This window comes from Microbacterium mitrae, assembly GCF_008017445.1.
In the GTDB taxonomy this organism is placed as follows: domain Bacteria; phylum Actinomycetota; class Actinomycetes; order Actinomycetales; family Microbacteriaceae; genus Microbacterium; species Microbacterium mitrae.
Genome location: NZ_VRSW01000003.1, coordinates 82944 through 108268 on the forward strand (window position 1 = coordinate 82944; position 25325 = coordinate 108268).

Annotated in this window: 23 protein-coding genes; 17 read left to right on the forward strand and 6 right to left on the reverse strand. The window is 64.0% G+C overall.

Annotated features, from left to right (window positions below):
• Positions 1–15: 15 nt before the first annotated feature.
• The 9 genes from FVP60_RS09720 (at position 16) to FVP60_RS09760 (ending at position 9694) form a co-directional block, all read left to right on the forward strand.
• Complete coding sequence (locus FVP60_RS09720) at positions 16–462, forward strand: heat shock protein transcriptional repressor HspR (protein WP_147826096.1); 447 nt, start codon at positions 16–18, stop codon at positions 460–462.
• Between the two features lie 100 nt (positions 463–562).
• Complete coding sequence (locus tag FVP60_RS09725) at positions 563–1291, forward strand: GntR family transcriptional regulator (RefSeq protein ID WP_187240633.1); 729 nt, start codon at positions 563–565, stop codon at positions 1289–1291.
• A complete protein-coding gene (locus FVP60_RS09730) occupies positions 1284–2015 on the forward strand; it encodes an HpcH/HpaI aldolase family protein (protein ID WP_187240634.1) in 732 nt (243 codons plus the stop codon). The genes FVP60_RS09725 and FVP60_RS09730 overlap by 8 nt, the downstream gene beginning before the upstream one ends.
• A gap of 409 nt (positions 2016–2424) precedes the next feature.
• Positions 2425–3429, forward strand: coding sequence for a tripartite tricarboxylate transporter substrate binding protein (locus tag FVP60_RS09735; RefSeq protein WP_147826099.1), 1005 nt, complete (start codon positions 2425–2427; stop codon positions 3427–3429).
• Positions 3430–3486: 57 nt separating this feature from the next.
• Positions 3487–4029, forward strand: a complete 543-nt coding sequence (locus FVP60_RS09740; RefSeq protein WP_147826100.1) for a tripartite tricarboxylate transporter TctB family protein — start codon at positions 3487–3489, stop codon at positions 4027–4029.
• Complete coding sequence (locus tag FVP60_RS09745) at positions 4026–5657, forward strand: tripartite tricarboxylate transporter permease (protein WP_147826101.1); 1632 nt, start codon at positions 4026–4028, stop codon at positions 5655–5657. Before FVP60_RS09740 ends, FVP60_RS09745 begins: the two co-directional genes overlap by 4 nt.
• Positions 5654–6523, forward strand: a complete 870-nt coding sequence (locus FVP60_RS09750) for a dihydrodipicolinate synthase family protein (protein WP_147826102.1) — start codon at positions 5654–5656, stop codon at positions 6521–6523. The genes FVP60_RS09745 and FVP60_RS09750 overlap by 4 nt, the downstream gene beginning before the upstream one ends.
• Positions 6524–6532: 9 nt before the next feature.
• Positions 6533–8011, forward strand: a complete 1479-nt coding sequence (locus FVP60_RS09755) for an FGGY-family carbohydrate kinase (protein WP_147826103.1) — start codon at positions 6533–6535, stop codon at positions 8009–8011.
• Between the two features lie 51 nt (positions 8012–8062).
• Positions 8063–9694, forward strand: coding sequence for a fucose isomerase (locus FVP60_RS09760; protein WP_147826104.1), 1632 nt, complete (start codon positions 8063–8065; stop codon positions 9692–9694).
• Here the strand turns inward: FVP60_RS09760 and FVP60_RS09765 are convergent.
• A complete protein-coding gene (locus FVP60_RS09765; protein ID WP_147826105.1) occupies positions 9691–11061 on the reverse strand; it encodes a DUF2252 domain-containing protein in 1371 nt (456 codons plus the stop codon). The two genes, FVP60_RS09760 and FVP60_RS09765, sit on opposite strands and share 4 nt — an antisense overlap.
• A gap of 41 nt (positions 11062–11102) precedes the next feature.
• Positions 11103–11693, reverse strand: a complete 591-nt coding sequence (locus tag FVP60_RS09770; protein WP_147826106.1) for a hypothetical protein — start codon at positions 11691–11693, stop codon at positions 11103–11105.
• A gap of 440 nt (positions 11694–12133) precedes the next feature.
• On the opposite strand from FVP60_RS09770, the gene FVP60_RS09775 reads away from it, so the two are divergent.
• Together FVP60_RS09775 and FVP60_RS09780 are read left to right on the forward strand one after the other, a co-directional pair.
• The gene (locus FVP60_RS09775) at positions 12134–13342 is read left to right on the forward strand and encodes a glycosyltransferase (protein ID WP_147826264.1); all 1209 of its coding nucleotides are present in this window, start codon (positions 12134–12136) and stop codon (positions 13340–13342) included.
• A 1-nt stretch (position 13343) separates the two neighbouring features.
• Positions 13344–14438 (forward strand): glycosyltransferase family 4 protein, encoded by a 1095-nt coding sequence (locus tag FVP60_RS09780; protein ID WP_147826107.1) that lies wholly within the window; start codon positions 13344–13346, stop codon positions 14436–14438.
• Between the two features lie 104 nt (positions 14439–14542).
• On the opposite strand, the gene FVP60_RS09785 is transcribed toward FVP60_RS09780, so the two are convergent.
• Positions 14543–15013, reverse strand: a complete 471-nt coding sequence (locus tag FVP60_RS09785; RefSeq protein ID WP_147826108.1) for a hypothetical protein — start codon at positions 15011–15013, stop codon at positions 14543–14545.
• A gap of 89 nt (positions 15014–15102) precedes the next feature.
• Here FVP60_RS09785 and FVP60_RS09790 point away from each other — a divergent pair, with 89 nt between their 5' ends.
• From FVP60_RS09790 to FVP60_RS09805, 4 genes are all read left to right on the forward strand, one after another.
• Positions 15103–16428, forward strand: a complete 1326-nt coding sequence (locus FVP60_RS09790; protein WP_246132554.1) for an MFS transporter — start codon at positions 15103–15105, stop codon at positions 16426–16428.
• 330 nt (positions 16429–16758) lie between these two features.
• The gene (locus tag FVP60_RS09795) at positions 16759–18912 is read left to right on the forward strand and encodes an ATP-dependent Clp protease ATP-binding subunit (RefSeq protein WP_147826109.1); all 2154 of its coding nucleotides are present in this window, start codon (positions 16759–16761) and stop codon (positions 18910–18912) included.
• A gap of 122 nt (positions 18913–19034) precedes the next feature.
• Entirely contained in the window at positions 19035–20126 is a 1092-nt protein-coding gene (locus tag FVP60_RS09800) for a substrate-binding domain-containing protein (RefSeq protein WP_147826110.1), read from the forward strand.
• Between the two features lie 96 nt (positions 20127–20222).
• The gene (locus FVP60_RS09805; RefSeq protein WP_147826111.1) at positions 20223–20528 is read left to right on the forward strand and encodes a hypothetical protein; all 306 of its coding nucleotides are present in this window, start codon (positions 20223–20225) and stop codon (positions 20526–20528) included.
• On the opposite strand, the gene FVP60_RS09810 is transcribed toward FVP60_RS09805, so the two are convergent.
• Entirely contained in the window at positions 20525–21901 is a 1377-nt protein-coding gene (locus FVP60_RS09810; RefSeq protein ID WP_246132555.1) for an MFS transporter, read from the reverse strand. The genes FVP60_RS09805 and FVP60_RS09810 overlap by 4 nt on opposite strands.
• Positions 21902–22010: 109 nt before the next feature.
• Here FVP60_RS09810 and rraA point away from each other — a divergent pair, with 109 nt between their 5' ends.
• Positions 22011–22493 (forward strand): ribonuclease E activity regulator RraA, encoded by a 483-nt coding sequence (gene rraA, locus FVP60_RS09815; RefSeq protein ID WP_147826112.1) that lies wholly within the window; start codon positions 22011–22013, stop codon positions 22491–22493.
• On the opposite strand, the gene FVP60_RS09820 is transcribed toward rraA, so the two are convergent.
• On the reverse strand, positions 22490–23584 hold the full coding sequence (locus tag FVP60_RS09820; RefSeq protein ID WP_147826113.1) for an ABC transporter permease: 1095 nt from the start codon (positions 23582–23584) through the stop codon (positions 22490–22492). The genes rraA and FVP60_RS09820 overlap by 4 nt on opposite strands.
• A complete protein-coding gene (locus tag FVP60_RS09825; protein ID WP_147826114.1) occupies positions 23581–24465 on the reverse strand; it encodes an ABC transporter ATP-binding protein in 885 nt (294 codons plus the stop codon). The genes FVP60_RS09820 and FVP60_RS09825 overlap by 4 nt, the downstream gene beginning before the upstream one ends.
• Positions 24466–24670: 205 nt before the next feature.
• Between FVP60_RS09825 and FVP60_RS09830 the strand changes: the two genes are divergently transcribed.
• Positions 24671–25243, forward strand: coding sequence for an NADPH-dependent FMN reductase (locus tag FVP60_RS09830; protein ID WP_147826115.1), 573 nt, complete (start codon positions 24671–24673; stop codon positions 25241–25243).
• Positions 25244–25325 lie beyond the last annotated feature (82 nt).

The window sequence follows — 25325 nt, forward strand, 5'->3', positions numbered from 1 at the left end:
GCAGAAGGGAGCATCATGGCACACGAGAATGTTGATGAAGACGCACCGCTGTTTGCGATCGCCGTCGCCGCCGACCTCGCCACCATGCACCCGCAAACTCTTCGACAGTACGACCGCATTGGGCTCGTGATTCCCGGCCGCACTCGCGGCGGTTCACGACGGTACTCGATGCGGAACATCGCGCAGCTTCGCCAGGTCGCGCAAATGTCGCAAGACGGCATGAGTTTGCCGGCCATTGCGCACATCCTGCGCCTGGAGGAGACGGTGCACACTCTGCGCAAGCAGGTGACCGACCTCGAATCGCAGCTGCGAGTTGAGCGTGATCAGCGCCCCGGCAGCCGCGTTTTTGCGGCCGGTGCCACCGGCTCGATTGTGACGCTGCGCGCAGGCACGAGGATCAGGCGGGAGACGGGGCTGGAGCTGTGGAGCCCGCCCGGTCAGCGCCGCTCTGACGATGCCTGAGCAGGTCTCATGCGCACCATATGGCGCGCTGGCACTTGACATTGTGCCTCTCAATCCGCGACGATTCTGTTAACAGTCAACAGAATTGATCGGGGATCGAGTGACTCCTTCACTGACACCGGTCCGGGTAGTGCGTGAGGCACTCGGGCAACAGGTCGCGAACTATTTGCGCGATGCCATCGTGCGTGGTCAACTCACCGCGGGCCAACGGCTTGTCGAGACCGACATCGCCGAGTCGCTTGAGGTGAGCCGCGGCCCGGTGCGCGACGGCTTCAAGATTCTCGAGGTCGAGGGTCTGATCGCCAAGCGCGGCCAAGGCTACGTCGTCTTGAGCCTCGCCGATAGCGATATTCGCGAGCTCTACTCCCTGCGCGAGGCGCTGGAGTCGCTGGCGCTGCGCCTGGCGATGGAACAGGAGCCGCTGCCGGACCTTGCGCCGCTTCGCGAATCAATCATGCGCATGCGCATTGCGGCGGAGGCTGGCAACGTCGAGGCCTTTGCCCGCGCCGACATTGGCTTTCACGCCGCGCTCTGCGATGTGAGTGGCCACCGACGCGTCGCCGCGGTATGGCGACAGCACGAGCCCATCACCACGGCACTCATTGGTGCGACGGTGTTGCTGGACTCTGACCTCAACAAGACGGCCGAGCGGCACCTCGACATCGTGCGCCTCATTGAGGCCGGCGATGTCAACGACGCGCTCGCCGAGCTGCACGACCACCTTCATGGTTCCGAAGACAACATGCGCGCCGCGTGGTCGCGAATTTCTGCTGCCGCCGCCGAAGGCGCCGACTCTGACTCGTCGATTGCAGGCGCCGCCGGTGCGTAGCCAGCTCACGCCGAACGCCCGGCTCTCGGGCGCGTGGGTGACGCTCGCCGACCCGATCGCCGCCGAGACCATGGGTCAGTCGGGCTTTGACGTCATTGCCATTGACCTGCAGCACGGCTACGCCACCGAGGCGACCGCTGGCGCGCTCATCGACGCGGTAAATCGTAGCCGCGCCGCCTCCCTGGTGCGCGTGGCGTACCCCGGCCAGATCGGACGCGTTCTCGATATGGGCGCCGGCGGCGTCATCGTGCCGATGGTGTCGACCGCCGACGAAGCCCGCGCGGCGGTTTCTGCCTGCCGCTACGGACCCGACGGAACCCGCAGCTGGGGTCCGTGGTTCCAGGGCACGCGCGAGGGCATCGCGGAACCATCCGCTGGCGACGCGCGCGCGGCGTGCGTTGTGATGGTGGAGACGCGCGCAGGATTTGACGCGATCGATGACATTGCCGCGGTCGACGGGCTGGACGCGGTGTACGTCGGGCCCAACGACCTGGCATTGAGCCTTGGGCTCGGGCGCGTGCGGTTGGCCGACTCTGCCGAACTGCAGGCCGCCGTGCAGCACGTCGTCGACGTGTGTGTTGCCGCGGGCATGCCGGTCGGCGTTGATTCGCCTGGCGATGCCACCACCTGGCTGAGCCGCGGCGCCTCCCTCGTGCTCCATGCCAGCGACGTCGCGCTGCTGCGTTCCGCCGCGACGGCCGCCGCTTCCCGCGCGACTCCGTAAGCCAGGCTTCCTGGGTTTCTGGGTTCGCTGGGTTCGCTGGGTTCGCGGTTTCTGGGTTTTTCGGTTCCGCGGTTCCTGGGTTTCTGGGTTTCTGGGTTTTTCGGTCGCTCGGCTCTGTGGTTCCGGCGTGGCCCACCCTCCAGTGCGACCGTTATGCACGACGCGACCTTGTTGTGCACGACGAATTTGCCTCATCTGTATCTCCAGTCACTTCTGTCACACCAAGTCGTGCATAACGGTTGTTGGCGGCGGGCGACAGGGAGTGGAGTTGGAACCACGACGCGGGTCGCGAGCGGAACCACTTGGGTAACGTTCTGAAAACTGTTAACAATTTGGTTGACTGTCAACAGTGAACATTGCTACGGTGGCTGTGTCGACAACAAGGTCGGCCCCCACCAGAGGAGCGAAGATGCCCCTTTCGCGCATCACCCGAGCAGCAATCGGCCTCGCAGCAGTCGCGCTGACGGCGACCGCCCTGAGTGCATGCACCAAGGTCGAAGACACTGCACCGCCGGCCGAGACTGGCGAAGCAGAGGCCACCACGGCCCCCGAAACGACTTTTCCCGAAAAAGACATCCGCCTGATCATTCAGGCCAACCCTGGCGGTGGCTCTGACCTGTCATCGCGTGCGCTGGCCACAGAGCTGGAGAGCATCCTCGGCGTCAGCGTCATCCCCGAGAACATGCCGGGCGCCGCCGGCGCTCTGGCCATGGAGTACGTCGGCTCGCAGCCCGCAGACGGCTACACGATCGGCTTCGCTCCGGTCGAGATCGCCATGCTCAACACCACGCAGGGCGCCAACGTTCTTCCTGAGAACTACGACCTGCTCGGCCAGATCATGCTCGCGCCCGGCGTTATTTCCGTCGCCGCAAACAGCGACATTCAGACGCTCGAAGATCTGGTTGAAAAGGGCAAGTCCGGCTCCATCTCCGTCGCGAACTCTGGCGCTGGTTCCATCTGGGAGGCAGCAACGCTCGCTCTCGCCGACACCACCGGCGCTCAGCTCGCCCCCGTCGCATACGAGGGTGGCGCGCCCGCCGTTGCGGCAGCCGCATCGGGTGAAGCCGGCGCTGCCGTCTCGGGCCTCGGTGAAGCACTCGCCCAGGAGGGTGCCGTGCGCATCCTCGCCGTCATGTACAGCGAGCGTCACCCCGACCTGCCCGACGTGCCGACGGTCGAAGAGGCAATCGGTGAAGACCTCGAGTTCGCCGGCTGGGGTGGCATTTACGCTCCCGCAGGTCTCCCGGAAGACGTGAAGGCTGTGCTGGAATCGGCTATCGCTGAGGCAGTCGAAAGCGACACCTACCAGGAGTTCCAGAAGAACGCGAAGAACCTCGTGGTCTACCGTGACTCGGCTGAGTTCACCGAGTTTGTGGACGAGCAGTTCATTCTCTTCAAGGACCTGCTGGGCTAAGAAAGTATCGGGGCCGAGGCATTCACCTCGGCCCCGATTCTCACAAGGGAGCACGACGTGACGAACCCCAATGCGGCCGAGGAGTACACGGCCAACATCGTGATCGAGCCGCCACCCGCACCGTCGCGGGCGCTGGAGGTCTCGTTTGCCGCCGGAGCGGTGGCATTCAGTGTGATCTATCTGGTGCTGAGCTTTCAGATCGAGTTGCGTCGAGAGGCCGCAGCAGGTCAGATCGATGCCCGATTCTTTCCGATTCTGATCGGCATCATCGCCCTCGTCACCTCGGTCGCCATGCTGATCTTCGCGCTCATCAAAGAGCCGCCGACGCGCGAAGATCTCGAAAAACAGCAGCCAGGCGGCCTGATTCGTGTCGGCGCCGCACTCCTGATTTCGCTGCTCTACGTTGCCATCTGGAGCCTGAAGAGCGTCATCATCGCCGGCTACCGTATCGAGGTCTTCCCGTTTGCAACGGCGCTGTTCATTTTTGCGCTGATCTGGCTTTTCGGTCAGCGTAAGATCGCCGGCTTGATTATCTATCCGCTCGCCATCACCGCCTTCATCTGGGTGCTGTTCGGCATGTTGCTGAGGATTCCGCTATGACTCCCGTGCTCGAGGGCCTTGGCGCCCTGATGGACTGGTCCATCCTGCTGTACATGCTGGTGGGCTTGCTCCTCGGCTTCTTGGTCGGTGCCTTCCCAGGCATCACCGCAACGATGGCAGTCGCGCTCGCCGCCGGTTTCACGATGACGTTGGAACCAGTGCAGGGCTTGGCAGTGCTGCTCACGATTTACGTCGCCGCCAACTTCGGTGACCGTGTCCCCGCCATTCTGGTGAACACCCCCGGTACTCCCGCCTCGATTGCGACAACCCTCGACGGCTATCCCATGGCCAAGCAGGGGCGAGCGGGCCTTGCCCTCACCATCTCGGCCATTGTGTCGGCGATCGGCATCCTCGCCTCCGTGGTGCTGTTCGCGCTTGTCGCGGTTCCGGTTGCCAGCTTCGCCCGCGACTACTTCAAGTCTCCCGAGCTGTTTGCCCTGGTGGTCTTCGGCCTGGCCGTGATGATCGGTATTTCGTCGAAGTCGATGCTCAAGGGCATTCTCGCGGCGGCCATTGGCCTCGCTATCGGCACCGTTGGCACCTATTCTGCGACCGGCGATCAGCGCTTCTCGTTCGGCATTCTTGAGCTGATGGAGGGCTTCAACTTCATCGCCGTCATCATCGGTCTGTTTGGTATCGCCGAGCTCTTTGACCAGCTGCTCACCTACCACCAAACCAAGACGCGCCCCATCTCCAGCCTCGGTCGCTGGTGGCCCAACCGTTCCGAGCTCAAGCAGACCAAGCGTGCCCTGGCGGTTTCGGGCGGTGTCGGCCTCGGCGTCGGCCTCATCCCGGCAGCCGGTGGCGACATCGCCGGTCTGATCGGTTGGCAGCAGGCTCGTCGCGTATCGAAGACGCCGGAACAATTCGGCAAGGGATCGATTGAGGGCATCACGGCCAGCGACACCGCGTCGAGCGCCACGCTGGGTGGCTCGCTCACGACCACGATGGCCCTCGGTATTCCGGGCGACTCGGTGATGGCCGTGATGATCGGCTCGATGATCATTTGGGGTATTGCCCCCGGCCCGAGCCTGTTCTCCAACCATCCTGACCTGGTTGCCTCGATCGCGGGCATCATGGTCATCGCGACGCTGCTCTCGCTGGGCCTCAGCCTGGTTCGCATGCGCGGCATGGTGAAGCTGCTCGATGTTCCGCGCCCCTACCTGTGGTCGGGCATTCTCATCTTCTGCATCATCGGCACTTATGCCACCAGCAACTCGCTCTCCACCGTTATTCAGATGCTGGTGTTCGGTGTGATCGGGCTGGTTTTCAAGCGGCTCTCGATTCCCGCGGGCCCCGTCGTGCTCGGTCTGTTGCTTGGCCCGCTCGCCGAAGAGAACCTCGCTCGCACACTCGCGCTGCTGCCGACGAAGCCGTTCTTCGAGGTGGTGAGCCCGATCGCGATCGTGCTGCTCGCGCTTGCGGTGATCTCGATCGTGATGCCGGCCGTACGCAACGCCAGAAAGCCGCGCGGCAAGCGTGGTTCGCTGGCCGACACGATTCTCGCCGACGACCTCGTCGCCGAGGTCGAAGACTCCCATGCCGCGCTCCAGCTGCTACCAGATCCCACCGACGACGATGCCTCGTCGCCGAAGAAGAACCCCACAACCAAGGAGAACCGTTCGTGACTCGCCGTGACATCCTGACCGCCATCCCGACGGCTTTTGCAGCCGATGGGTCGCTTGATGCCGACGGCACCCGCGCGATCTTCCAGTACGTTGCGCAATCCGGCAACGAGGGAGCCTTCGTGCTCGGAACCACGGGTGAATTTCCGTCGATCAACGAAGACGAATTTCGCACGGTTGTTGAGCTGGCGCTGGCCGAGCTCTCCCCGGTGACCAGCGTTGTCGTTCACGTCGGTGCGCCGAGCGCGTATCAGGCAGTTCGCCTGGTGAACATCGCTCGCGAGGCTGGCGCGACACGGTACGCCGCCCTCACGCCGTACTACATGGCCTCCAGCGACGACGCGATCTTTGCCTACTTCGAGCAGGTTGCCGCGGCCGTTGGCGACGGTGACCTGTTCGTCTACAACTACCCCAAGCGCAGCGGCAACCACGTTTCGCCCGAGCTGATGGCGCGCCTCGCGACCATTCCGGCCGTGGTCGGCGCCAAGGTGAGTGAACTGACCCTGGACGACATTCGCGCCTACCGCGCCGCAACTCCGGCTGACTTCATCATCTATACGGGTGCCGATCGCGACCTTATCGCCGCAGGCGAAGCGGGCGCGCAGGGCGTGGTTTCGGGCGTCAGCTCCGTGGTTCCGAAGCCCTTCCGCGCGCTGATCGCGGCCGCAGAATCCGGCGACGCCGAGCAGATCGCCGCCGCCCAGGCCGATGTTGATGACGTGGTGGCAACGATCGGTGGCGATATGCCCCGCATGAAGGCCGCGTACCGCGCCATGGGCATCACCGACAGCACGTGTCGTATGGCCCTCGACGAGCCGACCGACGCCGCCCTGGCGCAGATCGATCGCATCGTCGCGACGTACGTCTAATTGGCCGCGATGAACGTCACCCTCGGTTTTGACGTCGGAACCTCGTCGTCGAAGGGCGTGCTGGTCGCGTCTGATGGCGCGATTGTGGCGCAGGCGACCGCCAGTCATGAGGTGAGCCGCCCGGCGGCGGGCCACGTCGAGCACGATGCGATGGTGTGGTGGCAGGAGTTTGTTGATGTTGCCGCGCAATTGCGCGCGCAACGCCCCGACGCCGTGATCACGACCGTCGGAGTGAGCGGCATGGGTCCGACCGTGTTGCTTGGCGATGCCGACGATGTGCCCGTTCGCCCCGCGATTCTGTACGGCGTCGACACCCGCGCCACCGCGCAGATCGCCAGCATGACGGCAGCGCTCGGCGCCGACGAGATCACCGCTGTGGCAGGTTCCACCCTCACTACCCAGGCCGCCGGCCCCAAGATCGTGTGGGTCGCGGAGAACGAGCCCGCGGCCTACGCCCGCGCCCGACGCCTGTTCATGCCGGCGTCGTGGCTGGCGCGCCAGCTCACCGGCGCCTATGTGCTCGATCACCACTCCGCATCGCAGACGACCCCGCTTTACGACGTCACCGCCCAGCGGTGGCACGATGCGTGGTGGCAGCGCTTCGCGGCGGGCATCGAGCAGCCGCAGCTGTTGTGGCCGGGGGAGATCGCCGGAACCATCACCGCTGCGGCGAGTGCGGTGACGGGCATCGCAGAAGGTACGCCGGTGATCGCCGGAACCATTGACGCCTGGACCGAGTCGGTGAGCGTGGGCGCCGTCGCGCCGGGCGACCTGATGCTGATGTACGGCACCACGATGTTTCTTGTCGCGACGGGCAAAGAGATTCTGCGCACGCCATCGATGTGGACCACGATTGGCGCCTACCCGGGCACAACCAATCTGGCCGGTGGTCTTGCCACCAGCGGCGCCCTGACCGCCTGGCTGAAAGATCTCACCGGCGCCGACTATCCGGCGCTTCTGGCTGAGGCCGAGGTGGCCGGTGTCGGCGGCAACGGCCTGCTCATGCTGCCGTACTTCGCGGGGGAGCGCACCCCGATTCTTGACCCCGACGCGCGGGGCATGATCGCGGGCCTCACCCTCACGCACACGCGCGGCGACCTGTATCGTGCGGCGCTGGAGGCAACCGCCTTCGGCGTGCGCCACAATATCGAGACCATGCGCGCCGCCGGTGCCAAGATCGAGCGGATCGTCGCCGTTGGCGGCGGCGTTCAAGGCCAGCTCTGGTTGCAAATCGTCTCCGATGTTACGGGGTTGGTGCAGGAGGTTCCGCAGGTCACCATCGGCGCGAGCTACGGCGCCGCCTACCTCGCGGCCGGAGCCGTGGCCGATGAGGCGCCGTCGATCGCCGAGTGGAACCCGGTGGTCACCCGCATTGAGCCGAACCCCGCCAACCGCCCCGACTACGACGAGCTCTACGCGCACTACCTCGCGCTTTACACGCAGACCGTTGATATTCAGCACGCCCTTGCTCGCCGCCAGCACGGCTAAACCCCAGGCGCAGCGCCCCCAAACCTCAAGAACCAGCACGAAAGAGACGTCATGACGTACACCTTCCCTGACACTCCCGCCGCCGCAGACGTGGCGCCGAAGACCGCCTACCTCATCGCCTCCGGTGACCTCCGCGAGTCGGCAAATGTCGCCGGTTGGCCCACCCAGGCCGCCATGGAGGCCGACGTCACTCGCGCGTTTGCCGAGCTGGGAATCACCGTGATTCGCGCCAACGGCATCGACCCCGAGACTGGTCACGGCTTCATCTCCAGCCAGCGCATGGGTCTCGAAGTCTTCAAGACGATTCCAACCGACGCTCCCCTCATCGTCGCGGAGGCCGTGTGGCAGTATTCCCACCACGTGCTCGGCGGCCTGCGCACCCACCGCGGCCCCATTCTCACCGTCGCGAACTTTGCCGGTGACTGGCCCGGCCTGGTTGGCCTGCTGGGCCTGAACGCCGGCCTCACCAAGATGAATAAGCCGTACTCGACCATCTGGTCGGTCGACTTCACCGACGACTGGTTCCGTGCCGGCCTCAAGCAATGGGTAGAGACCGGAACCATCACGCACGACGCATCGCACGTGCGTGCGTTGCCCGCGTTGCCACCGTCGCCCGAACGTGACCTGGGCTACGCACTCGGCGACCAGTTGCTGCGCGACAAGGCCATCATCGGTGTCTTCGATGAGGGCTGCATGGGCATGTACAACGCCATCTTCGATGACGAACTGCTCAACCAGACCGGCATCTACAAGGAGCGCCTGTCGCAGTCAGCGCTGTACGCCGAAATGCTTCGTATCACCGACGAGGAGGCCGCAGCTGTCGGTGCCTGGCTGCTCGAGCACGGCATGACGTTCCGCCTCGGCACCGATGAGGCGACCGAGCTGACCGAAACGCAGCTGCAGTGGCAGTACAAGATGTACATTGCCGCGCTCCGCATCGCCGACGACTTTGGTCTCGACGCCGTTGGCATCCAGTACCAGCAGGGCCTGAAAGACCTGGTGCCGGCTTCTGACCTTGCCGAGGGCATTCTCAACTCCACCGAGCGCCCGCCGGTATTCTCCCGCGACGGCGAGCGTGAATTGCACGCCGGTCGCGCGTTCCCGCACTTCAACGAGGCCGATGAGGGTGTTGCCGTTGACGCGCTCATCACCGATCGGGTGTGGACGGCGATGGGCATGGTTCCCGACAACACCCTGCACGATGTGCGGTGGGGCGACGAGTTCGACGGCCAGTTTGTGTGGGTGTACGAGATCTCCGGCTCCGTGCCGGCGTCGCACCTCGGCGGCTGGCAGAACGCCGAGGGCTGGCGCCAAGACCCGGTGTTCTTCCCGGCAGGAGGCTCGACCATCAACGGTGTCTCCAAGGCCGGCGAGCTCGTGCTGAGCCGCGTCTTCCTCGCCGACGGCCAACTGCAGGTCGACATCTTCCGTGGTTCCGCTATCGAACTGCCGGAGGCAGAAACCGAGCGTCGCAAGAACGCCACCAACCCGGAATGGCCGATCGCCCACGTGGTGCTGCACGGTGTCAGCCGCGATCAGTTCATGGCACGCCACAAGGCCAACCACGTGCAAATGGTCTACGCCAACGATGCCGAATCGGCCGACAAGGCGCTGCTGGCTAAGGCCGCAATGTTTGAGCGCATGGGGCTCGTCGTCAACCTGATTGGCGACGTCGCGATCTAGGCAGGTTGCGTTTCGGGCGGCGCTGGGTGCGCTGCCCGAAACGCCTCATAGTCGCCCTGCGATACGTCGGCGTAGGCGCGTGCCCAGGTCAAGATCGCCTCGGCCACACCGCGCCCGCGGCCAACGTAGCCCGCGACAACCGGCGCGGTAACCGACTGATTGTGAGCGCGAGCAATCATGGCTGCGCACGCCCGCGCGTAGGTGATGAAGGGTCCGTCGTCGAGCGTTTCGATCTCCACCGCCCCCTTCATATCGTGAAACTGGCGCACGTAATAGTCGCGGTTGGGGCCACGCATGTGCCCCAAGAACGGATCAGACAGCGCCTGCAAGATGCGCTGCATGGCAACAACACGGGCGCCTTCTCCGCGTTCGGCGACGTATCGCGAAATCGAGTCCGGCTGGGGGATGCGGCCATACTCAACGAGAACGCTGCGGCCGGCCTCCTTGGGCTGCATCAGCAGGCTGTTGCCCGCGCCGTCTTGTAGCAGCACCAGAAAACACCGGGTGCCGACACTCCCCACGCCCACCACACGTTTGACGACGTCGCTGATGGCGTAGTGCTCGAACAGCAACGCCACATCGGGCGTCGCGCTGAGGCGATACTGGTTCACCAGCTCGTGCACGTTGTCGCGCACCTCTTGCTCTGCCTCGGTCATGGTCGGCGGGTTCAACACAAACTGCAATCGGCCGTCATCGCCCGCCCTGGTGAGTTTGCGCACGGCGCGCTCTCCGGTGCGCTTTTGCGCTGCCCGTACCGACGCTTTCGTCGCTTTTCGTGCGGCTTTATCGAGAAGCCCCATGGTCGCCGCGACGTCAAAGTGCGTGAAGTACCGCTGGGTTGGGCTCATCGTGGTTGCCTGCGAGATGCCGCGAACATAGGCGGCAACGGCCGCGCGCACGGCCTGATCGATGACCTCATCGCTGCGACCCGAAGCGCGTGCACCCAGCACGATGCTCGCCGCGAGCCGCTTGACATCCCATTCCCACGGCGCCCACGCGGCCTCGTCGAAGTCGTTGAGATCAAACACCAGGTCGCGCTGCGCCGAGGCATAGAAACCAAAATTCGACACGTGCGCGTCACCGCAGGAGGCGACCAGAATTCCACTGTGCGGCGCATCGGCGAGATCCGCAGCCATCAACGCCGCGGTTCCGCGGTAGAACGCGAAGACGCTGGCGCCCATGCGCTGCATGCGAAGCGGAACCAGGCTCTGATCGCGCGACGCATTCTGGCGATCCAAAATGCCGAGCGGATCGCGCGCGCCGCTCGCCAGGTGGGCGAGCTCGCGCCGAGGAACCTGCGTGCGCATCGCAAGGCCACGTTCTCGCTGCTGTGCGGGAGTTTCGGGCCGCGGCCAGGCTTGATTCATGCGCTCATTGTGGCATCACGCGCGAGGCCGCGAAAGTGCCGTTATGCCGGGTCGATGCGCAGCGTCGGGGTGCCTTCAGAAACGGTCACATCGTCGATGACGCGGATCTCACGCGCCAGCGCGTCAAGATCGGCGAAGGTGGTGCGAAAGCGGTTGGCATCGCCTGACACGGCGGTCACCTCAACGAAATCGGTGCCCCGATCCCAGGTGTAGGTGACAAACGGTGGCTGGGTGCTGCCTGGCACATCCATCACGAGCTTTTCGCCGACGCCGAGCGTCGGGTGGCCAAAGCTCACCGTGTCGTCGTATTCCATCGGACGCATGGCGCGAGCGGTACGAAGCTGAGGGGTGGCCTGCTGGATCGTGGCCATCACAACGACCAGCTCGGGATCGGCCTTGTGTACCCACACCAGCACGCGCCCGGCGGCACGGCGCATCAACGCGGGAGCGGCCTGGCTCATCGCCCACGTGGCAAACTTTGAGCCGCGCGGAGCCTGCCCACCCATGGCGGCCGTTGCCTGCGACATCAACATGCGAAGCGCCGCCTTGCGATGCCTGCGCCCCCGAAAACCAAAGGATTCGGTCACCGCCACCCACGTCGTGGGGTCGGCTTCTGCGAAGAGTCTGGCCATGCCCCCAGCCTACGACCCCACGCTTCGCGCAAGCTGTGGTTCCCACCCCCGGCGCACCGTGGTTCCGCCCCCGGTTCCGCCCCTGGTTTCGTACCCGCCCCGCGCCCGCACCCCAGGTTCCACACCCCACACCGTAGTCCCACACCCCACACCGTCACCCTGGTTCCGTACCCCCACGCCACACGCGGTGGCAGGAGATTACGCCGGCGGCAGGAGATTTCAGCCCGATTCTCCTTCTCCCGCGTCAATCTCCTGCTGTCGCGTCGTGCAAATTGCACTACGGCAGGCGCTGACGCGGGGGCGGAACCACGTGATGAGGGGCAAAAACGGCGCGGGGTCGGCTCCCGTTCAGGGCTACCAGGTACAGTTATGGCGCTGGGCGCGGCCACCGTCGCGTCCGACAAAAAGAGAAGGCAGCATACCTCGTGAGTTCACCCCAGATGCCTGACGCCGAAAATTCCGGTAGCGGGCACCCGCAGGCGAAGCGTCCCCTGAAGATTCTGATCGGTGCAGACACCTTCTCCCCAGACATTAACGGCGCCGCTCGCTTCACCGAGCGCCTCGCCGCCGGCCTTGTCGAGCGTGGGCACGATGTGCACGTCTCGGTGCCGAACACGCGCTACAAGAAGAACCCGACTCACACCGAGATCATCGAGGGTCAGCCCGTCACCATGCACCGACTGCCGTCGGTGCGCTGGACCCCGCATGACTGGCTGCGTTTTGTGTGGCCGTGGCGTTCCAAGCACTACGCGCGCAAGGTGCTCAGCGAGGTTCAGCCCGACGTGGTGCACATTCAGTCGCACATCGTCATTGGGCGTGGCCTCGCGCGCATTGCCCGCAAGCGCGGCATTCCGGTGATCGCCACCAACCACGTGATGGCCGAGAACATTCTCGACTTCACCACCATGCCGCCCCTCGTTGACAAGGTGGTGCTCAAACTCGCGTGGGATGACGCAACACGCACCTTCAACATGGCGCGCGCGGTCACCACGCCCACGCGTCGCGCGGCCGAATTTCTTGAGAAGACCATCGATATCTCCGGTGTGATTCCGATCAGCTGCGGCATCGATCAGCGCAATTACACGGCTGACCTGTCGCCCCGCACCAAGATGAACGTTGTCTTCGTCGGTCGCCTCACCACCGAAAAGCATGTTGACGTGGTGCTTCGTGCCATCGCGTCGCTGGTTCCCGAGCTTGACATTCACTTTGACATCGTTGGCGGCGGCGACCAGCACAAAAACCTGGTCGAGCTCACCGAGCAGCTCGGCATCACTGACCGCGTCACCTTCCACGGGCGCATCCCGGATGAAGAGCTCCGCGGATTCCTCACGCGCGCCAGCGTGTTCACGATCGCGTCGATCGCTGAGCTGCAGTCCATCGCCACGATGGAGGCCATGGCCTCCGGGCTGCCGATCGTCGCGGCCGACGCGGTTGCGTTGCCGCACCTCGTTCATGACGGCGAGAACGGCTACCTGTTTGAACCCGGCAACGTTGAAGACCTCGCAGACAAGCTGCGTCGGGTGCTGACGGCGGAACCAGCTGAGTACTCGCGTATGCAGCAGGCGTCGCTGGAGGGCGTGAAGATTCACGACATCAACCGCACGCTCGAGACGTTCGAAAAGCTCTACCGAAACGAGCCGCTGGACTGATATGCGACTGATCTTCGACGCGCGCTACATTCGCACCGACTTTCACGACGGCATTAGTCGGTTCTCGCACCAACTGGCGCATGCGCTCGTGGCGACGGCGCCAGCCGACGTTGAGATCACGTTTCTGATTCACGATGAGGCGCAGCGCGCGCTCCTGCCCGCGGGCTCGCGCACTCACCTGTTTCACGCCCCGACGTCGGCGAAAGAAGCCGTCGCGTCGCTGCTGCTCAACAAGCTCAATCCCGACGTCGTCTACTCGCCGATGCAGACTCTTGGTTCCGCTGGGCGCAAGTTCAAGCTGATCCTGACGCTGCACGACATGATCTACTACCGCCACCGCACGCCGCCACGCAATCTGCCGTGGCCGGTGCGCGTTGGCTGGCGACTCTTTCACCTCACCTATGTGCCGCAGCGGATCACCCTCAACGGTGCCGATATTGTCGCGACGGTGAGTGAAGAATCGCGCCGGCAGTTTGGCGACGTCAACCTCACCAAGCGCGAGGTGATCGTGATTCACAACGCGCCGCAGAAGCTTGCCGAGCAGCTGCCAGCCGGCGTCGCTGTCACCGGCGGCGCGCCGCGCAATCTCGTCTACATGGGCTCGTTCATGCCGTACAAAAACGTCGAAACCGTGGTGCGGGCGATGGCGTATTTGCCCGGCCGAACGCTGCACGTGCTGAGCCGCATCACGCCGGAACGGCGAGCAGACTACGAGGCGCTCGCGGCCCCCGGCACGAACATCGTCTTTCACAACGGTGTTAGCGACGCCGAGTTTGCCGCGACGCTTGCCGACGATGGCGCGCTCGTCACGCTCAGTCTTGATGAAGGCTACGGCCTGCCCGTCGCCGAGGCGTTAGAACTGGGCGTGCCCGCCGTGGTCACCGATATGCCGATCTTTCGCGAGGTGGCCGGCGCCGGTGCGCTGTACGTCGATCCGCTCGATCCGGCGGCTGTCGCGGCCGCCGTCGTCGAGCTCGATGACGATGCCGCGCGCGCCGATTTGATAGCCCGCGGCGAAAAGCACGTGGCGCGGTTTAGCTGGGAGCGTTCGGCCGGCGTGCTCCTCGACGCGGTGCAACGGCTCGCGCGGCGCTAACGACGCACGCGCGGTTCCGTGCGCACGTGTCGCGACGCTCGCGTGGTTCCGCCCGTGCTGACGACGCTCGCGTGGTTCCGCCCGTGCCTACGTCGGGGTGGTGATCAGTACATCAATTCGGAGGCGACGTAATTGATGGCCCAGCCCACCAGGAGTGACACCAGCACCCCGCCACCGATGCCCACCGCGACACCGGCGAAGAATCGGTCGCGGTCGGATCGCATTCCCACGATTCCGAACACGAATGCGGCGAGGCTAATGATGAGGCCGATCACGGTAAAGACCGTCGCATTCCGCACAATTTCGTCGACGGATGACACCTGGGTGAGCAAATTGAACGGCTGGTGAAACAGCGAGACGACGATGCCGATCAGCGCGATGATCGCGCCGATCTTGCCATAGCGCGTGCCGCCCGCCGGCCCGCCGGGTGCCGGGTACGCGCCGGGCGCCAACGGCGGAGTCGGCGTTGCGTAGCCACCCGGAACCATCTGGCCGGCGCCGGAGTACGAGGCCGGTGGTGTCTGGCTAAACCGAGCGTCGGTGCCGTTGCCTGGTTGTGAAGCGTTGTTGCTCATGAGTGCTCCGAATTCTGTTGCGAGAAGTGACCCCCACGATACGCACCGATCGCGCTCGGTGGCAGGATTGAAAGGAACAAGGAGGATTCGTGGAGGCGAGCCGAGCGCCAAGCGTGCGGGCGTGGATCATTTGGACGGTCGGTGTGGCCGCCTACGTTCTTTCCATCGCGAATCGTTCTTCGCTGTCTGCCGTCGGCGTTGAGGCCGCCGATCGCTTCTCAGCCGACGCCTCAACACTGTCGATGTTTGCCGTGTTGCAGCTCGGGGTTTACGCGCTCATGCAGGTTCCGGTCGGCATTCTGCTTGACCGCCACGGCGCGCGCCCCATCATGACAATCGGCCTCGTGCTGATGTGCGTGGGGCAGTTGGTCATGGCCTTTTCTCCCAATGTGGGCGTCGCGATTGCCGCGCGCATGCTGCTCGGCGCGGGCGATGCGGCGTTGTTTCCCAGCGTTTTGCGCTTGGTCTCGACCTGGTATTCCGCGCAGCGCGCGCCGCTGATGGCGCAATTGACCGGAACCGTTGGGCAGTGCGGGCAACTCATCTCGCTCATTCCGTTGCCGATTCTGTTGCACGCCACGAGCTGGGAGGTCGCGTTTGCGACGCTCGCCGGAACCGCGGGAGTCTTTGCGATCGTGGTGTTCCTGATTGTGCGCAACCACCCGCCGACCGTGACGGCCGATGTTTCGGTCAACACCGACACCGGCGCGATCCGCATCGTCAAGAGCTCGTTCGATCTCCGTCAGTCGCTGGGTGAGGCGTGGCAGAACCCCGGAACACGCCTTGGCTTCTGGTCGCATTTCACCACGCCGTTTGCCGGCACCGCCTTCATCATGCTGTGGGGTGTGCCGTTCTTGACAGCAGGCGAGGGCCAGTCGCGCGAGGTGGCGTCGGTCATCACGACCCTGTTCGTGCTGTTTGGCATGGCGCTGGGTCCGGTGCTTGGCACATTATCTGGCCGGCATCCGCTTCATCGCTCGTATGGTTTGGTGCTGCCAACAATCGGCCTGCAGTTTGTGGTGTGGATGACGGTGATTCTGTGGCCAGGGCAGGCGCCGATGTGGTTGCTCGTCGTGTTGGTCTTTGCCCTCGCGACCGGCGGCCCCGCCTCGATGATCGCCTTCGATCACGCCCGCGCCCACAACCCGCAACACCGCCTCTCCACGGCGACCGGCCTGGTGAATGCGGGTGGGTTCATCTCCGCCCTCATCGTGATCTTTGCGATCGGTTTGCTGCTTGACCTGCAGGGCGCCGGATCGCCCGAAAACTACACGCTCGACGCGTTTCGGATTGCCTTCCTCGCGCAGGTTCCGCTGTGGCTACTCGGCAGCATCTTCATCGTGCGCGGCCGCACCGCCGTGCACCGCAAGATCGGCCTGAAACCGCCCAAGAAGCCCAAGAACTCCGACGCGTAGCCCGCACGGGAGTGCCGCAGGGGTCTCGCGTGGCCCGCGGCGGGGTTCCGTCCTTGGTGTCCGCTCCGTGGTTCCGCGCCCGCAACCGTTCTGCACGCAACCGTGTGACTGATGTTACGGGTGGTGCTGTTGTGGCGGATTTTGCGTGCATACCGAATCGGAACGTGCAGAACGGTCGTGCGGGATGGTGCTTGACCGGTCGGAGTGGTTGGGTGGGGGTTAATGGGGGAGGACTCGGCAATTTTCCAGGCAGACCCCTACCGAGCGCAGGGCCGCGGTGATAAAGTTGAGTCATATCGACTCAACTTTGAGTTGTGAAGAGGAGAACGAATGAACAACACCAACCCCGCCGCGCAGGCGGAGCAGCAAAGCGCACTCCAGCAGTTCGGCATTAATCTCACCGACCGCGCCCGTCAAGGAAAGCTTGACCCCGTCATTGGGCGCGATGCGGAAATCCGCCGCGTTAGCCAGGTGTTGACGCGTCGTACCAAGAACAACCCCGTGCTCATTGGTGAACCCGGCGTCGGTAAGACCGCCGTTGTTGAGGGGCTCGCCCAGCGCATTGTCGCGGGCGACGTTGCCGAGAGCCTGAAAGACAAAGAGCTGATTTCGCTCGACATGTCTGCGCTTGTGGCTGGCGCGATGTACCGCGGCCAGTTTGAAGAACGCCTGAAGAACGTGCTGAAAGAGATCACCGAGTCTGACGGCAAGGTCATCACCTTCATCGATGAGCTGCACGTGCTCATGGGAGCCGGCGGTGGCGAAGGTTCCGTCGCGGCATCCAACATGCTCAAGCCCATGTTGGCACGTGGTGAACTGCGCCTGATCGGCGCCACCACGCTCAACGAGTACCGCGAATTCATTGAGAAGGATGCCGCGCTCGAGCGCCGCTTCCAGCAGGTTTACGTCGGCGAGCCGACGGTTGAAGACACGATCGCGATTCTGCGCGGACTCAAGGGCCGCTACGAGGCGCACCACGGTGTCACCATTGCCGACAGTGCCCTTGTTGCGGCAGCAGCGCTGTCAAACCGCTACCTGCCCAGCCGTCAGTTGCCAGACAAGGCCATCGACCTGGTCGATGAGTCGATGTCGCGGCTCAAGATGGAAATTGACTCGTCGCCCGTCGAAATCGACCAGCTCAAGCGCCAGGTCGACCGCATGAAGCTCGAAGAACTCGCGCTGAAGAAAGAAAAAGACCCCGCTTCGAAGGAGCGCCTCGCCGCGCTTCGCGAACAGCTCGTCGGCATGGAACGAGAGCTGGCCGTGCTCGAAGAACGGTGGGCGCGAGAGCGTCAGAGCCTGAACCGCGTTGGCGACTTGAAGAAGCAGCTCGACGAGGCGATCACGCAGCGCGACCGCGCGCTGCGTGAGGCCGACTACGCGAAGGCATCCAAGCTCGAATACGAAACCATCAAGCGTCTCGAGGTCGAAATCGCGGAGGCCGAGAAGGTCGAAGCGACCGTCGCCGATGAGCCGCGCATGGTCAACGAGCAGGTCACCGACGAAGACATCGCCGCGGTTATCGCCGCGTGGACGGGCATTCCCGTTGGCAAGCTGATGCAGGGTGAATCCGAAAAGCTGTTGCACCTGGAGGCCGAGCTCGGCAAGCGCCTGATCGGTCAGAAGGATGCGGTTCGTACCGTGTCTGACGCGGTGCGTCGCTCGCGTGCGGGCATCTCCGACCCGGGGCGCCCCACCGGATCCTTCCTGTTTCTCGGCCCCACCGGCGTCGGCAAGACCGAGTTGGCGAAGGCTCTCGCCGAATTCTTGTTTGACGACGAGCACGCGATGATTCGCATCGACATGTCGGAGTATGGCGAGAAGCACTCGGTTTCGCGCCTCGTTGGTGCCCCTCCGGGCTACGTCGGCTATGAGGCCGGCGGCCAACTCACCGAGGCCGTGCGCCGACGCCCCTACAGCGTCGTGCTGCTTGACGAGGTGGAGAAGGCGCACCCCGAGGTGTTCGATGTGCTGCTGCAGGTGATGGATGACGGTCGATTGACCGACGGCCAGGGCCGCACGGTCGACTTCAGCAACGTCATTCTCATCTTGACGAGCAACATCGGCTCACCGATTCTGATCGACCCGTCGTTGTCGATCGAGGAGAAGCGGGAAGGCGTGATGGCGTTGGTACGCCACGCGTTCAAGCCGGAATTCCTCAACCGACTGGATGACATCGTGATGTTCCAGCCGCTGACCATCGATGACCTGTCACAAATCGTGGAACTCGCCATCGATCAGCTGCAGCGCCGGCTGAAGGAGCGCCGCCTCACGCTGGCGGTTACCCCCGATGCTCGGGCATGGCTTGCCGAGCGAGGCTACGACCCGATCTTCGGTGCTCGTCCGCTGCGTCGTCTGATTCAGTCGGAGGTGCAGAACAAGCTGGCCACCGCGTTGCTTTCCGGCAACGTGCACGACGGCGACACGGTCCGCGTCGACGTCTCAGCTGATGGTTCCGGTCTCGTGCTGACGACCGACTCCTAACAACACCCCCTTGGCGGGCTCCGGCGTACTCACGCCGGAGCCCGCCATTTCGTGTATTTGGTGGCGCCAATCGCACAAGTATGTTTGATTGTTTATGTGAACATGAATGATCGGTGGGGAACATGGTAGCCGCGTCGCGCCACGACGCGATTCTGCGCGAGCTTGAACTTCGAGGTTCGCTCACCAGCGCAGACTTCGCGCAAAGGTTGGGGGTTACCGGAATGACGTTGCGCCGCGACCTCGTCGAGTTGGAGCGTCGCGGGTTGCTCACGCGGGTGCACGGCGGGGCGCTGTCGCTCGCGGTTGCCGATGAACAGGCGCACTCACAGGGTGACCGCGACGGGCACGGCCGCCCGCGTCGCCCGGTTGCCACGATCGGCATGATCGTGCCAACGGCGAGCTACTACTTTCCCGAGGTTATTCGGGGGGCAAGCCAGGCGGCGCGAGAGCTGAACTGCCGGCTGATTGTCGGCGCGTCGAACTATTCGGCTGAGGAGGAGTTGCGCCAAGCGCAGCGCCTCCTGGACAGCGGCGTTGACGCGCTCATGGTGACCCCGCATGCGTCGCTCACCGAGTCATCGGCGCTGCGCGAACTACTCGATGCGGCGACGGTGCCGATCGTTCTGGTCGAGCGCAGTGTCGACGAAAAGTTCGCGGGGAGCCTGGAATGGGTGCGCTCTGACCACGCGCTCGGCGCCGAAATGGCGGTCGATCACCTCATCGAACAGGGCCATCGACGGATTGCGCTTGCCGCGCGCCCGGCGGCAACGGTGCCGAGTCTGCATGTCGGTTTTGAGCGTGCCATGGCGGCACTCGGAACCGAGGGGCACGTTTTGCGCCGCGACCTCTCGCCGCCGAGAATTGGCGACAGCGTGACCATCGAAGAGCTCGATCAACTGTTGGATGATTGCGTCGCACAAGAGGTGACGGCGGCGATCATTTTGGGAGACGCCGACTCGATGGCTTTCACCGAGCGCGTTCTCGAGCGGGGGCTTCGCATTCCCGACGATTTCGCCGTGATTGCCTATGACGATGAGATCTCCTCATTGGCTGCGGTGCCGCTGACTGCCGTCGCGCCGCCGAAGCGTGACCTGGGTCAAGCGGCACTGCAATTGTGCTTTGATCGCGTTCGCAAGCAGGGGTCAACCCGCGCGATTATGCGCATGATTTTGCTGCCGACTCTCGTGGTTCGAGACTCAACGGTCCGAGCATAGTTGTTCAATAATGTTCATTTGATCGTTATTGTCTTGACATGAATCTTCGCCGGATTGAATATCGACTCATTCGAAGTTTCAAAGGAGAACTTGACCATGACGAACAGCCGCCCTCTGCTCGCCGCTGCGACCCTCGCCGTTGCGGCCATCGCCCTCGCCGGGTGCTCAGGCACCGCCAGCCAAGCGCCCGCAACATCCTCGGCCGCGCCGACAGGTGAAATCACTCTCATTCAGCCGGTGTTTGACACGCTGCGCCGATGGGGTGCAGGCTCGGCGTTTATTGCCTCGCGCGCCCTGATCGATCGCGTGCAACTCCTGCCGCCCGCGACCATCGCGGCCCCCGTGGGAGCAGCGCTTCTGGGTGACGCCGCGATGCCCGCGGCCGTGTTCGCAACCGCTTAAGCGTCGATCGCGGGCGGCAGTTCGCGGGTGCTCCAGAACGGCCCGAAAATCACGAACAGCGCGCTCACCACCTGCCCGATCGCGCCCACCCACATCGTGGTAACCACGCCATACTGATCGCCCAAGAATCCGGCGAGCAGCGCCGAAAGTGGCATCACGCCCCACACCACAAAGCGGATTGACGCGTTCATGCGGCCGAGCAGGCGCCGCGGCGTGATGCGTTGACGAAAGGTCACCTGGGTGATGTTGTAAACCAGCACCGTGAAGCTCGCGATAAAGCCCTGCACGATCAGCAGGGCAAAGGCGATCGACGGAACCATGGCTGCGACGGGCAGCAGAATGGCGGTGAGGCTGAACCCAATTGCCGAGATGGGAATGGCGGGTGCTTCCCCGAGTCGTGCCACCACGAACCGCACCGACATCGCGCCGAGCAGTCCGCCCACCGCCGCGAGCGAGAAGATCAATCCCATATTGGCGACCGAGAGCCCGAGTTCGCGCAGGATGAAGATCGGCAGCAGCGTAAACGAGAGCGTGCTGAAGAAGTTGCTCACCGCCGTGGTCGCAACGATGCGCTTGAGATAGCGATTGCCGAACACCCACCGCAAGCCCTCACCAATGTCAGAAATCAGCGAGCTCATTTCGGTACGCGGCTCAATGCGTTCCGTGTCTTTAGTGAAGATCAGGGCAATGAGGCTCACCACGTAGGTGCCGACCGTAGCGAGAATCGCGAACGGCGCGGTGAGCACGCCAACGAGCCAGCCGCCGACGGCGGGCCCGGCGATGCCTGCCACCTGCGCGGTCGATTCCAGTTTGCCGTTGGCCTCGGCGATTTGCTTCGCGGGAACGAGCGACGGAACGAGGCTCTGGTACGAGACGTCGAAGAACACATTGGCGATGCCGACGACAGCGGCCACCACAAACATGTGCCACATCTGCAGATCGCCGAAAAACCACAGCAGCGGCAGCGCCGACAGGGCGAGCGTGCGCACCGCATCGGCGACGATCATCACGTGGCGCTTGCGCATGCGGTCAACCCAGGCGCCCGCGGGCAAGCCCACCAGCAAGAAGGCGGCGACCGCGGCGGCGTTGAGGTAGCCGACCTCCAGTTCGGTCGCGCTCAGCAACAACACCGCGAGCGTTGGGATCGCGAGCTCCGCGACCTGCGATCCCAATTGCGCCAGGGCTTGCCCTGACCACATGGTGAGAAAGTTGCGGTCGCGCCAGAGCGAGCCGCCGCTGCGCTCCGGCGCGCGGCCATCTTCATGGGCAAGAGACTCGCCCATGATGGGCATGTCAGAGTAGGGGGTTTCACCCGAGAATGCGGAACCAGCGTCGTCGCTGGGGCTCGCGGGCGGCGTTGTGGGGTTGGTCACCTGGTCAGTCTGGCATGACGCGAGACGAAATTTTCGAGAACAGAAGAAGGCGCACTCTTTCTCCCGCTCAACGCGCGCCGGCGTTGAAAACCGCGCATATGGTTCCGTTATGAGCCACGCTTTTCAGACCGCCGATCTCTATGACGAGCACGGCGATGCCCTCGATTCGGTCAGCCTTGCGATGAATGACATGGGTGGGCGCACTGCCTTTTCGGGCCGCATCCGCACGGTGCGTTGTTTTCGTGACAACGCACTGGTGAAGCAGATTCTTGCCACAGACGGGCGTGGGCAGGTGCTGGTGATTGACGGCGATGGCTCGCTGGAATCGGCGCTGGTTGGCGACCTGATCGGGGCCTCTGCGGTGCACCACGGCTGGGCCGGTATTATCGTCAACGGCGTCGTGCGCGACCGGCTGGCATTGGCGCGCCTGCCCATTGGCATTAAGGCGCTCGGATCAAACCCTCGCAAGAGCGCAAAAGATGGCGCCGGCGAACTCGACGTTGTCGTCTCGTTCGGCGGCGCCATCTTCACTCCGGGGCTTACCGTCTGGGCAGATGCCGACGGAATCCTGGTGCAGCGCGCGGTGGTCTAGCCCTTCAGCGCGTCTTTCAGCGAGACGCGGCTACCCATCTTCAGCAGCGTGTTGTCGTAGATCTTCGCTCCGAGCAGGATCGCGATACCCGCCGTGACGATGAGAATCGCGAGGCTGAGCAGCGGCTCCCACCACTGCGCCTCACCGAGGAACAGTCGCATCGGCATGCCAACCGGGGCGGAGAACGGTACGTAAGACATCGCGGTCAGCACGGCGGAGTTGTCGTTGAACATGATGATCAGAATGTACGGAACCATGATGAGCATCGTGATGGGGGTGGTCGTTGCTCCCGCGTCTTCTTGACGGGAGACCATCGAGGCTGCCGCCGCGAACATCGCCGCCAGCAGGATGAACCCGAACAGGAAGAACACGGCGAACCACACCATTGGTGCGCCCAACAGGCCGAGCAGGTGGGCCTGGCCGGTGATCGTGAGCCCGATGATGGTGACCACCACGATGCCGATGACCTGAATCATCGCCAGTACCGTGTTGCCGAGCACCTTGCCTGCCAGGAGCGCCCGCGTCGAGATGGTGGAGATAAGAATCTCAACAATGCGGGTGGACTTCTCCTCAATCACCGACTGCGTAATGGTGGCACCAAACATGGTGGCGGCCAGCATGAACAAGATGCCAAAGCCGATGGCCACGATGTAGCGCATGAACGGGTCGGTCGCCGATGGTTCCAACACTTGCGTCTCGGGAGCGATCGACAGGGCCGATACCAGCGAGTGGTCGACCTCGTTGAGAGTCACAATCGCAAACCCCGTGACCGAGGTGTCGCTTGCAACCAGGGCCGCGTCGACAGATTCGTCGCGGACGGCGGCTTCCGCTTCGGTCTCGGAGCCGACCTCAACGAGTTCGAGGCCCGGAACGTCGCCGATGGCGGCGGAGGCGGAGCCCGTGACGGCAACTTTCGTTTCGCTCGTCATGGAATCTCCCGCGAACCCCGAGAACAGAATTCCGGCGAGAACCAAACCGAACAGAACGAGGGTGGAGATGATGAAGGCTTTGCTGTGCAGCTTCGATTTGATCTCGCGCTCGGCAACGAGGGCGGTGGACTGACCAAAGCTGGGGCTGGTGATGGCGCTCATTGGATGACCTCCTTGAAGATCTGCGCCAGTGTGGGGCGCAGCGGGGTGAAGCTGATGACATCACCGTGCGTGAGCGCGGTGCGAAGGGCGGCGTCTGCTGCAGTCGGTTCTGCGGCAATGAATTGCGCGGTTCCGCCGTCAAACGCGGTGACCTGAATGCCTGGCTGCGAGCGCAGCCAGCCGGTGTCGGCCGTGGTGGCGAGTTCGTACTGGTGTGACGCGTGCTGTTCACGCAACGCCTCGCGGCTGCCGGCGGCACGAACCTGGCCGGCGGCGATGATGACGAGGTCGTCGCAGAGTCGCTCAACAACATCAAGCTGGTGGCTGGAGAACAGCACCGCAACGCCCTTGGCGGCGCGTGCCTGCAGAACCTGGGCTACCGTGTCGACCGCGATCGGGTCAAGACCAGAGAACGGCTCATCGAGGATCAGCACCTCGGGGTCGTGCACCAGAGACGCGGCGATCTGCACGCGCTGCTGGTTGCCGAGCGAGAGTGCCTCGATCTTGTCGCCCAGTCGCGCACCCAGGTCGAGCTCTTCGAGGAGGGCGGTGGCCTTTTGGGTGGCATCGCGCTTGGTGTAGCCGTGAAGGCGAGCAATGTAGGCGACCTGGTCAAGCACCTCCATCTTTGGGTAGAGGCCACGCTCTTCCGGCATGTAGCCGAAGTGACGGCGCTGGGCCGTCTGCAGTGGCTGACCGTTCATAGTGATGTCGCCGCCATCGGCAGCGAGCACGCCCAGGATGATGCGCATGGTCGTGGTCTTGCCTGCACCGTTGCCACCGACAAAGCCGGTGAGACGGTTGTTAGCGACGGTGAACGACACGTTGTCGAGCACTTGCCTGGTTCCGTAGTTCTTGGTGATCCCACTGAGTTGCAGCATGGCCGCTCCTTCCCTTGTGGTTCCAATCTAGAAAGCCGCCGTGCGGCGAACATCCGCCGTGGGGAGGAATTGTTTCCTCCGCCGTGCGGGGGAGGGCGGGGTGTTGCCGGAAGTGTCGGGTGCGCGGAGTGGGGGTGGGCTGTGAGGAACCTGAAATGAGGTGTCTCGATTTGCATCCCCGATTTGCATGCGTTTGAATATAAACATGACCCGCACCATTGGATACATCGTCGGCTCGATCTCATCGACCTCCATCAACCGCCGCCTGGCCAAGGCTCTAGAGCGCCTCGCCCCCGAGGGTGTGGAGCTGAAAGAGATTCCGATCAAGGGCCTGGGTTTCTACTCACCCGACTACGACGCCAACTACCCGGAAGAGGCTCGCGCCTTCAAGCAGGCCATTGAAGACGTCGACGGCGTCATCATCGTCACCCCCGAGTACAGCCGCTCCATTCCGGGCGTGCTGAAGAACGCTCTCGACTGGGCGGCGCGCCCCTGGGGTCAGGGTTCATTCGACGGCAAGCCCGTCGCCATCATCGGAACCTCGGGCGGCGGCATCGCAACGGCCGCGGCTCAGCAGCACCTGAAGGCCATCTTCAGCCACTACAACGCTCCCGTTCTCGGTCAGCCCGAAGGCTACGTGCAGTCCACGCCCGGCCTGTTCACCGAAGACGGCGAGGTCACCAACGAAGAGACCGCAGCATTCCTGCGCTCCTACCTCGCAGCCTTCGAAGCGCTCATCGACCGGTACGTTCCGGCCAACGAGCTCGTGAACGCATAATCACGACGTAAGAGTGGGGGGGGGGGGGGCCGCGGGGGGGGGGGCGCCCCGATGGATTCAGAAACAGAGGGGGGGGGGGGGG

Coding starts and splice junctions, on each gene's coding strand:
- FVP60_RS09775 (WP_147826264.1), top strand. CDS start 12,134: ATGCCTGACGCCGAAAATTCCGGTAGCGGGCACCCGCAGGCGAAGCGT.
- FVP60_RS09765 (WP_147826105.1), bottom strand. CDS start 11,061: ATGAATCAAGCCTGGCCGCGGCCCGAAACTCCCGCACAGCAGCGAGAA.
- FVP60_RS09795 (WP_147826109.1), top strand. CDS start 16,759: ATGAACAACACCAACCCCGCCGCGCAGGCGGAGCAGCAAAGCGCACTC.
- FVP60_RS09785 (WP_147826108.1), bottom strand. CDS start 15,013: ATGAGCAACAACGCTTCACAACCAGGCAACGGCACCGACGCTCGGTTT.
- rraA (WP_147826112.1), top strand. CDS start 22,011: ATGAGCCACGCTTTTCAGACCGCCGATCTCTATGACGAGCACGGCGAT.
- FVP60_RS09780 (WP_147826107.1), top strand. CDS start 13,344: ATGCGACTGATCTTCGACGCGCGCTACATTCGCACCGACTTTCACGAC.
- FVP60_RS09820 (WP_147826113.1), bottom strand. CDS start 23,584: ATGAGCGCCATCACCAGCCCCAGCTTTGGTCAGTCCACCGCCCTCGTT.
- FVP60_RS09720 (WP_147826096.1), top strand. CDS start 16: ATGGCACACGAGAATGTTGATGAAGACGCACCGCTGTTTGCGATCGCC.
- FVP60_RS09745 (WP_147826101.1), top strand. CDS start 4,026: ATGACTCCCGTGCTCGAGGGCCTTGGCGCCCTGATGGACTGGTCCATC.
- FVP60_RS09760 (WP_147826104.1), top strand. CDS start 8,063: ATGACGTACACCTTCCCTGACACTCCCGCCGCCGCAGACGTGGCGCCG.
- FVP60_RS09800 (WP_147826110.1), top strand. CDS start 19,035: ATGGTAGCCGCGTCGCGCCACGACGCGATTCTGCGCGAGCTTGAACTT.
- FVP60_RS09825 (WP_147826114.1), bottom strand. CDS start 24,465: ATGCTGCAACTCAGTGGGATCACCAAGAACTACGGAACCAGGCAAGTG.
- FVP60_RS09770 (WP_147826106.1), bottom strand. CDS start 11,693: ATGGCCAGACTCTTCGCAGAAGCCGACCCCACGACGTGGGTGGCGGTG.
- FVP60_RS09735 (WP_147826099.1), top strand. CDS start 2,425: ATGCCCCTTTCGCGCATCACCCGAGCAGCAATCGGCCTCGCAGCAGTC.
- FVP60_RS09830 (WP_147826115.1), top strand. CDS start 24,671: ATGACCCGCACCATTGGATACATCGTCGGCTCGATCTCATCGACCTCC.
- FVP60_RS09805 (WP_147826111.1), top strand. CDS start 20,223: ATGACGAACAGCCGCCCTCTGCTCGCCGCTGCGACCCTCGCCGTTGCG.
- FVP60_RS09755 (WP_147826103.1), top strand. CDS start 6,533: ATGAACGTCACCCTCGGTTTTGACGTCGGAACCTCGTCGTCGAAGGGC.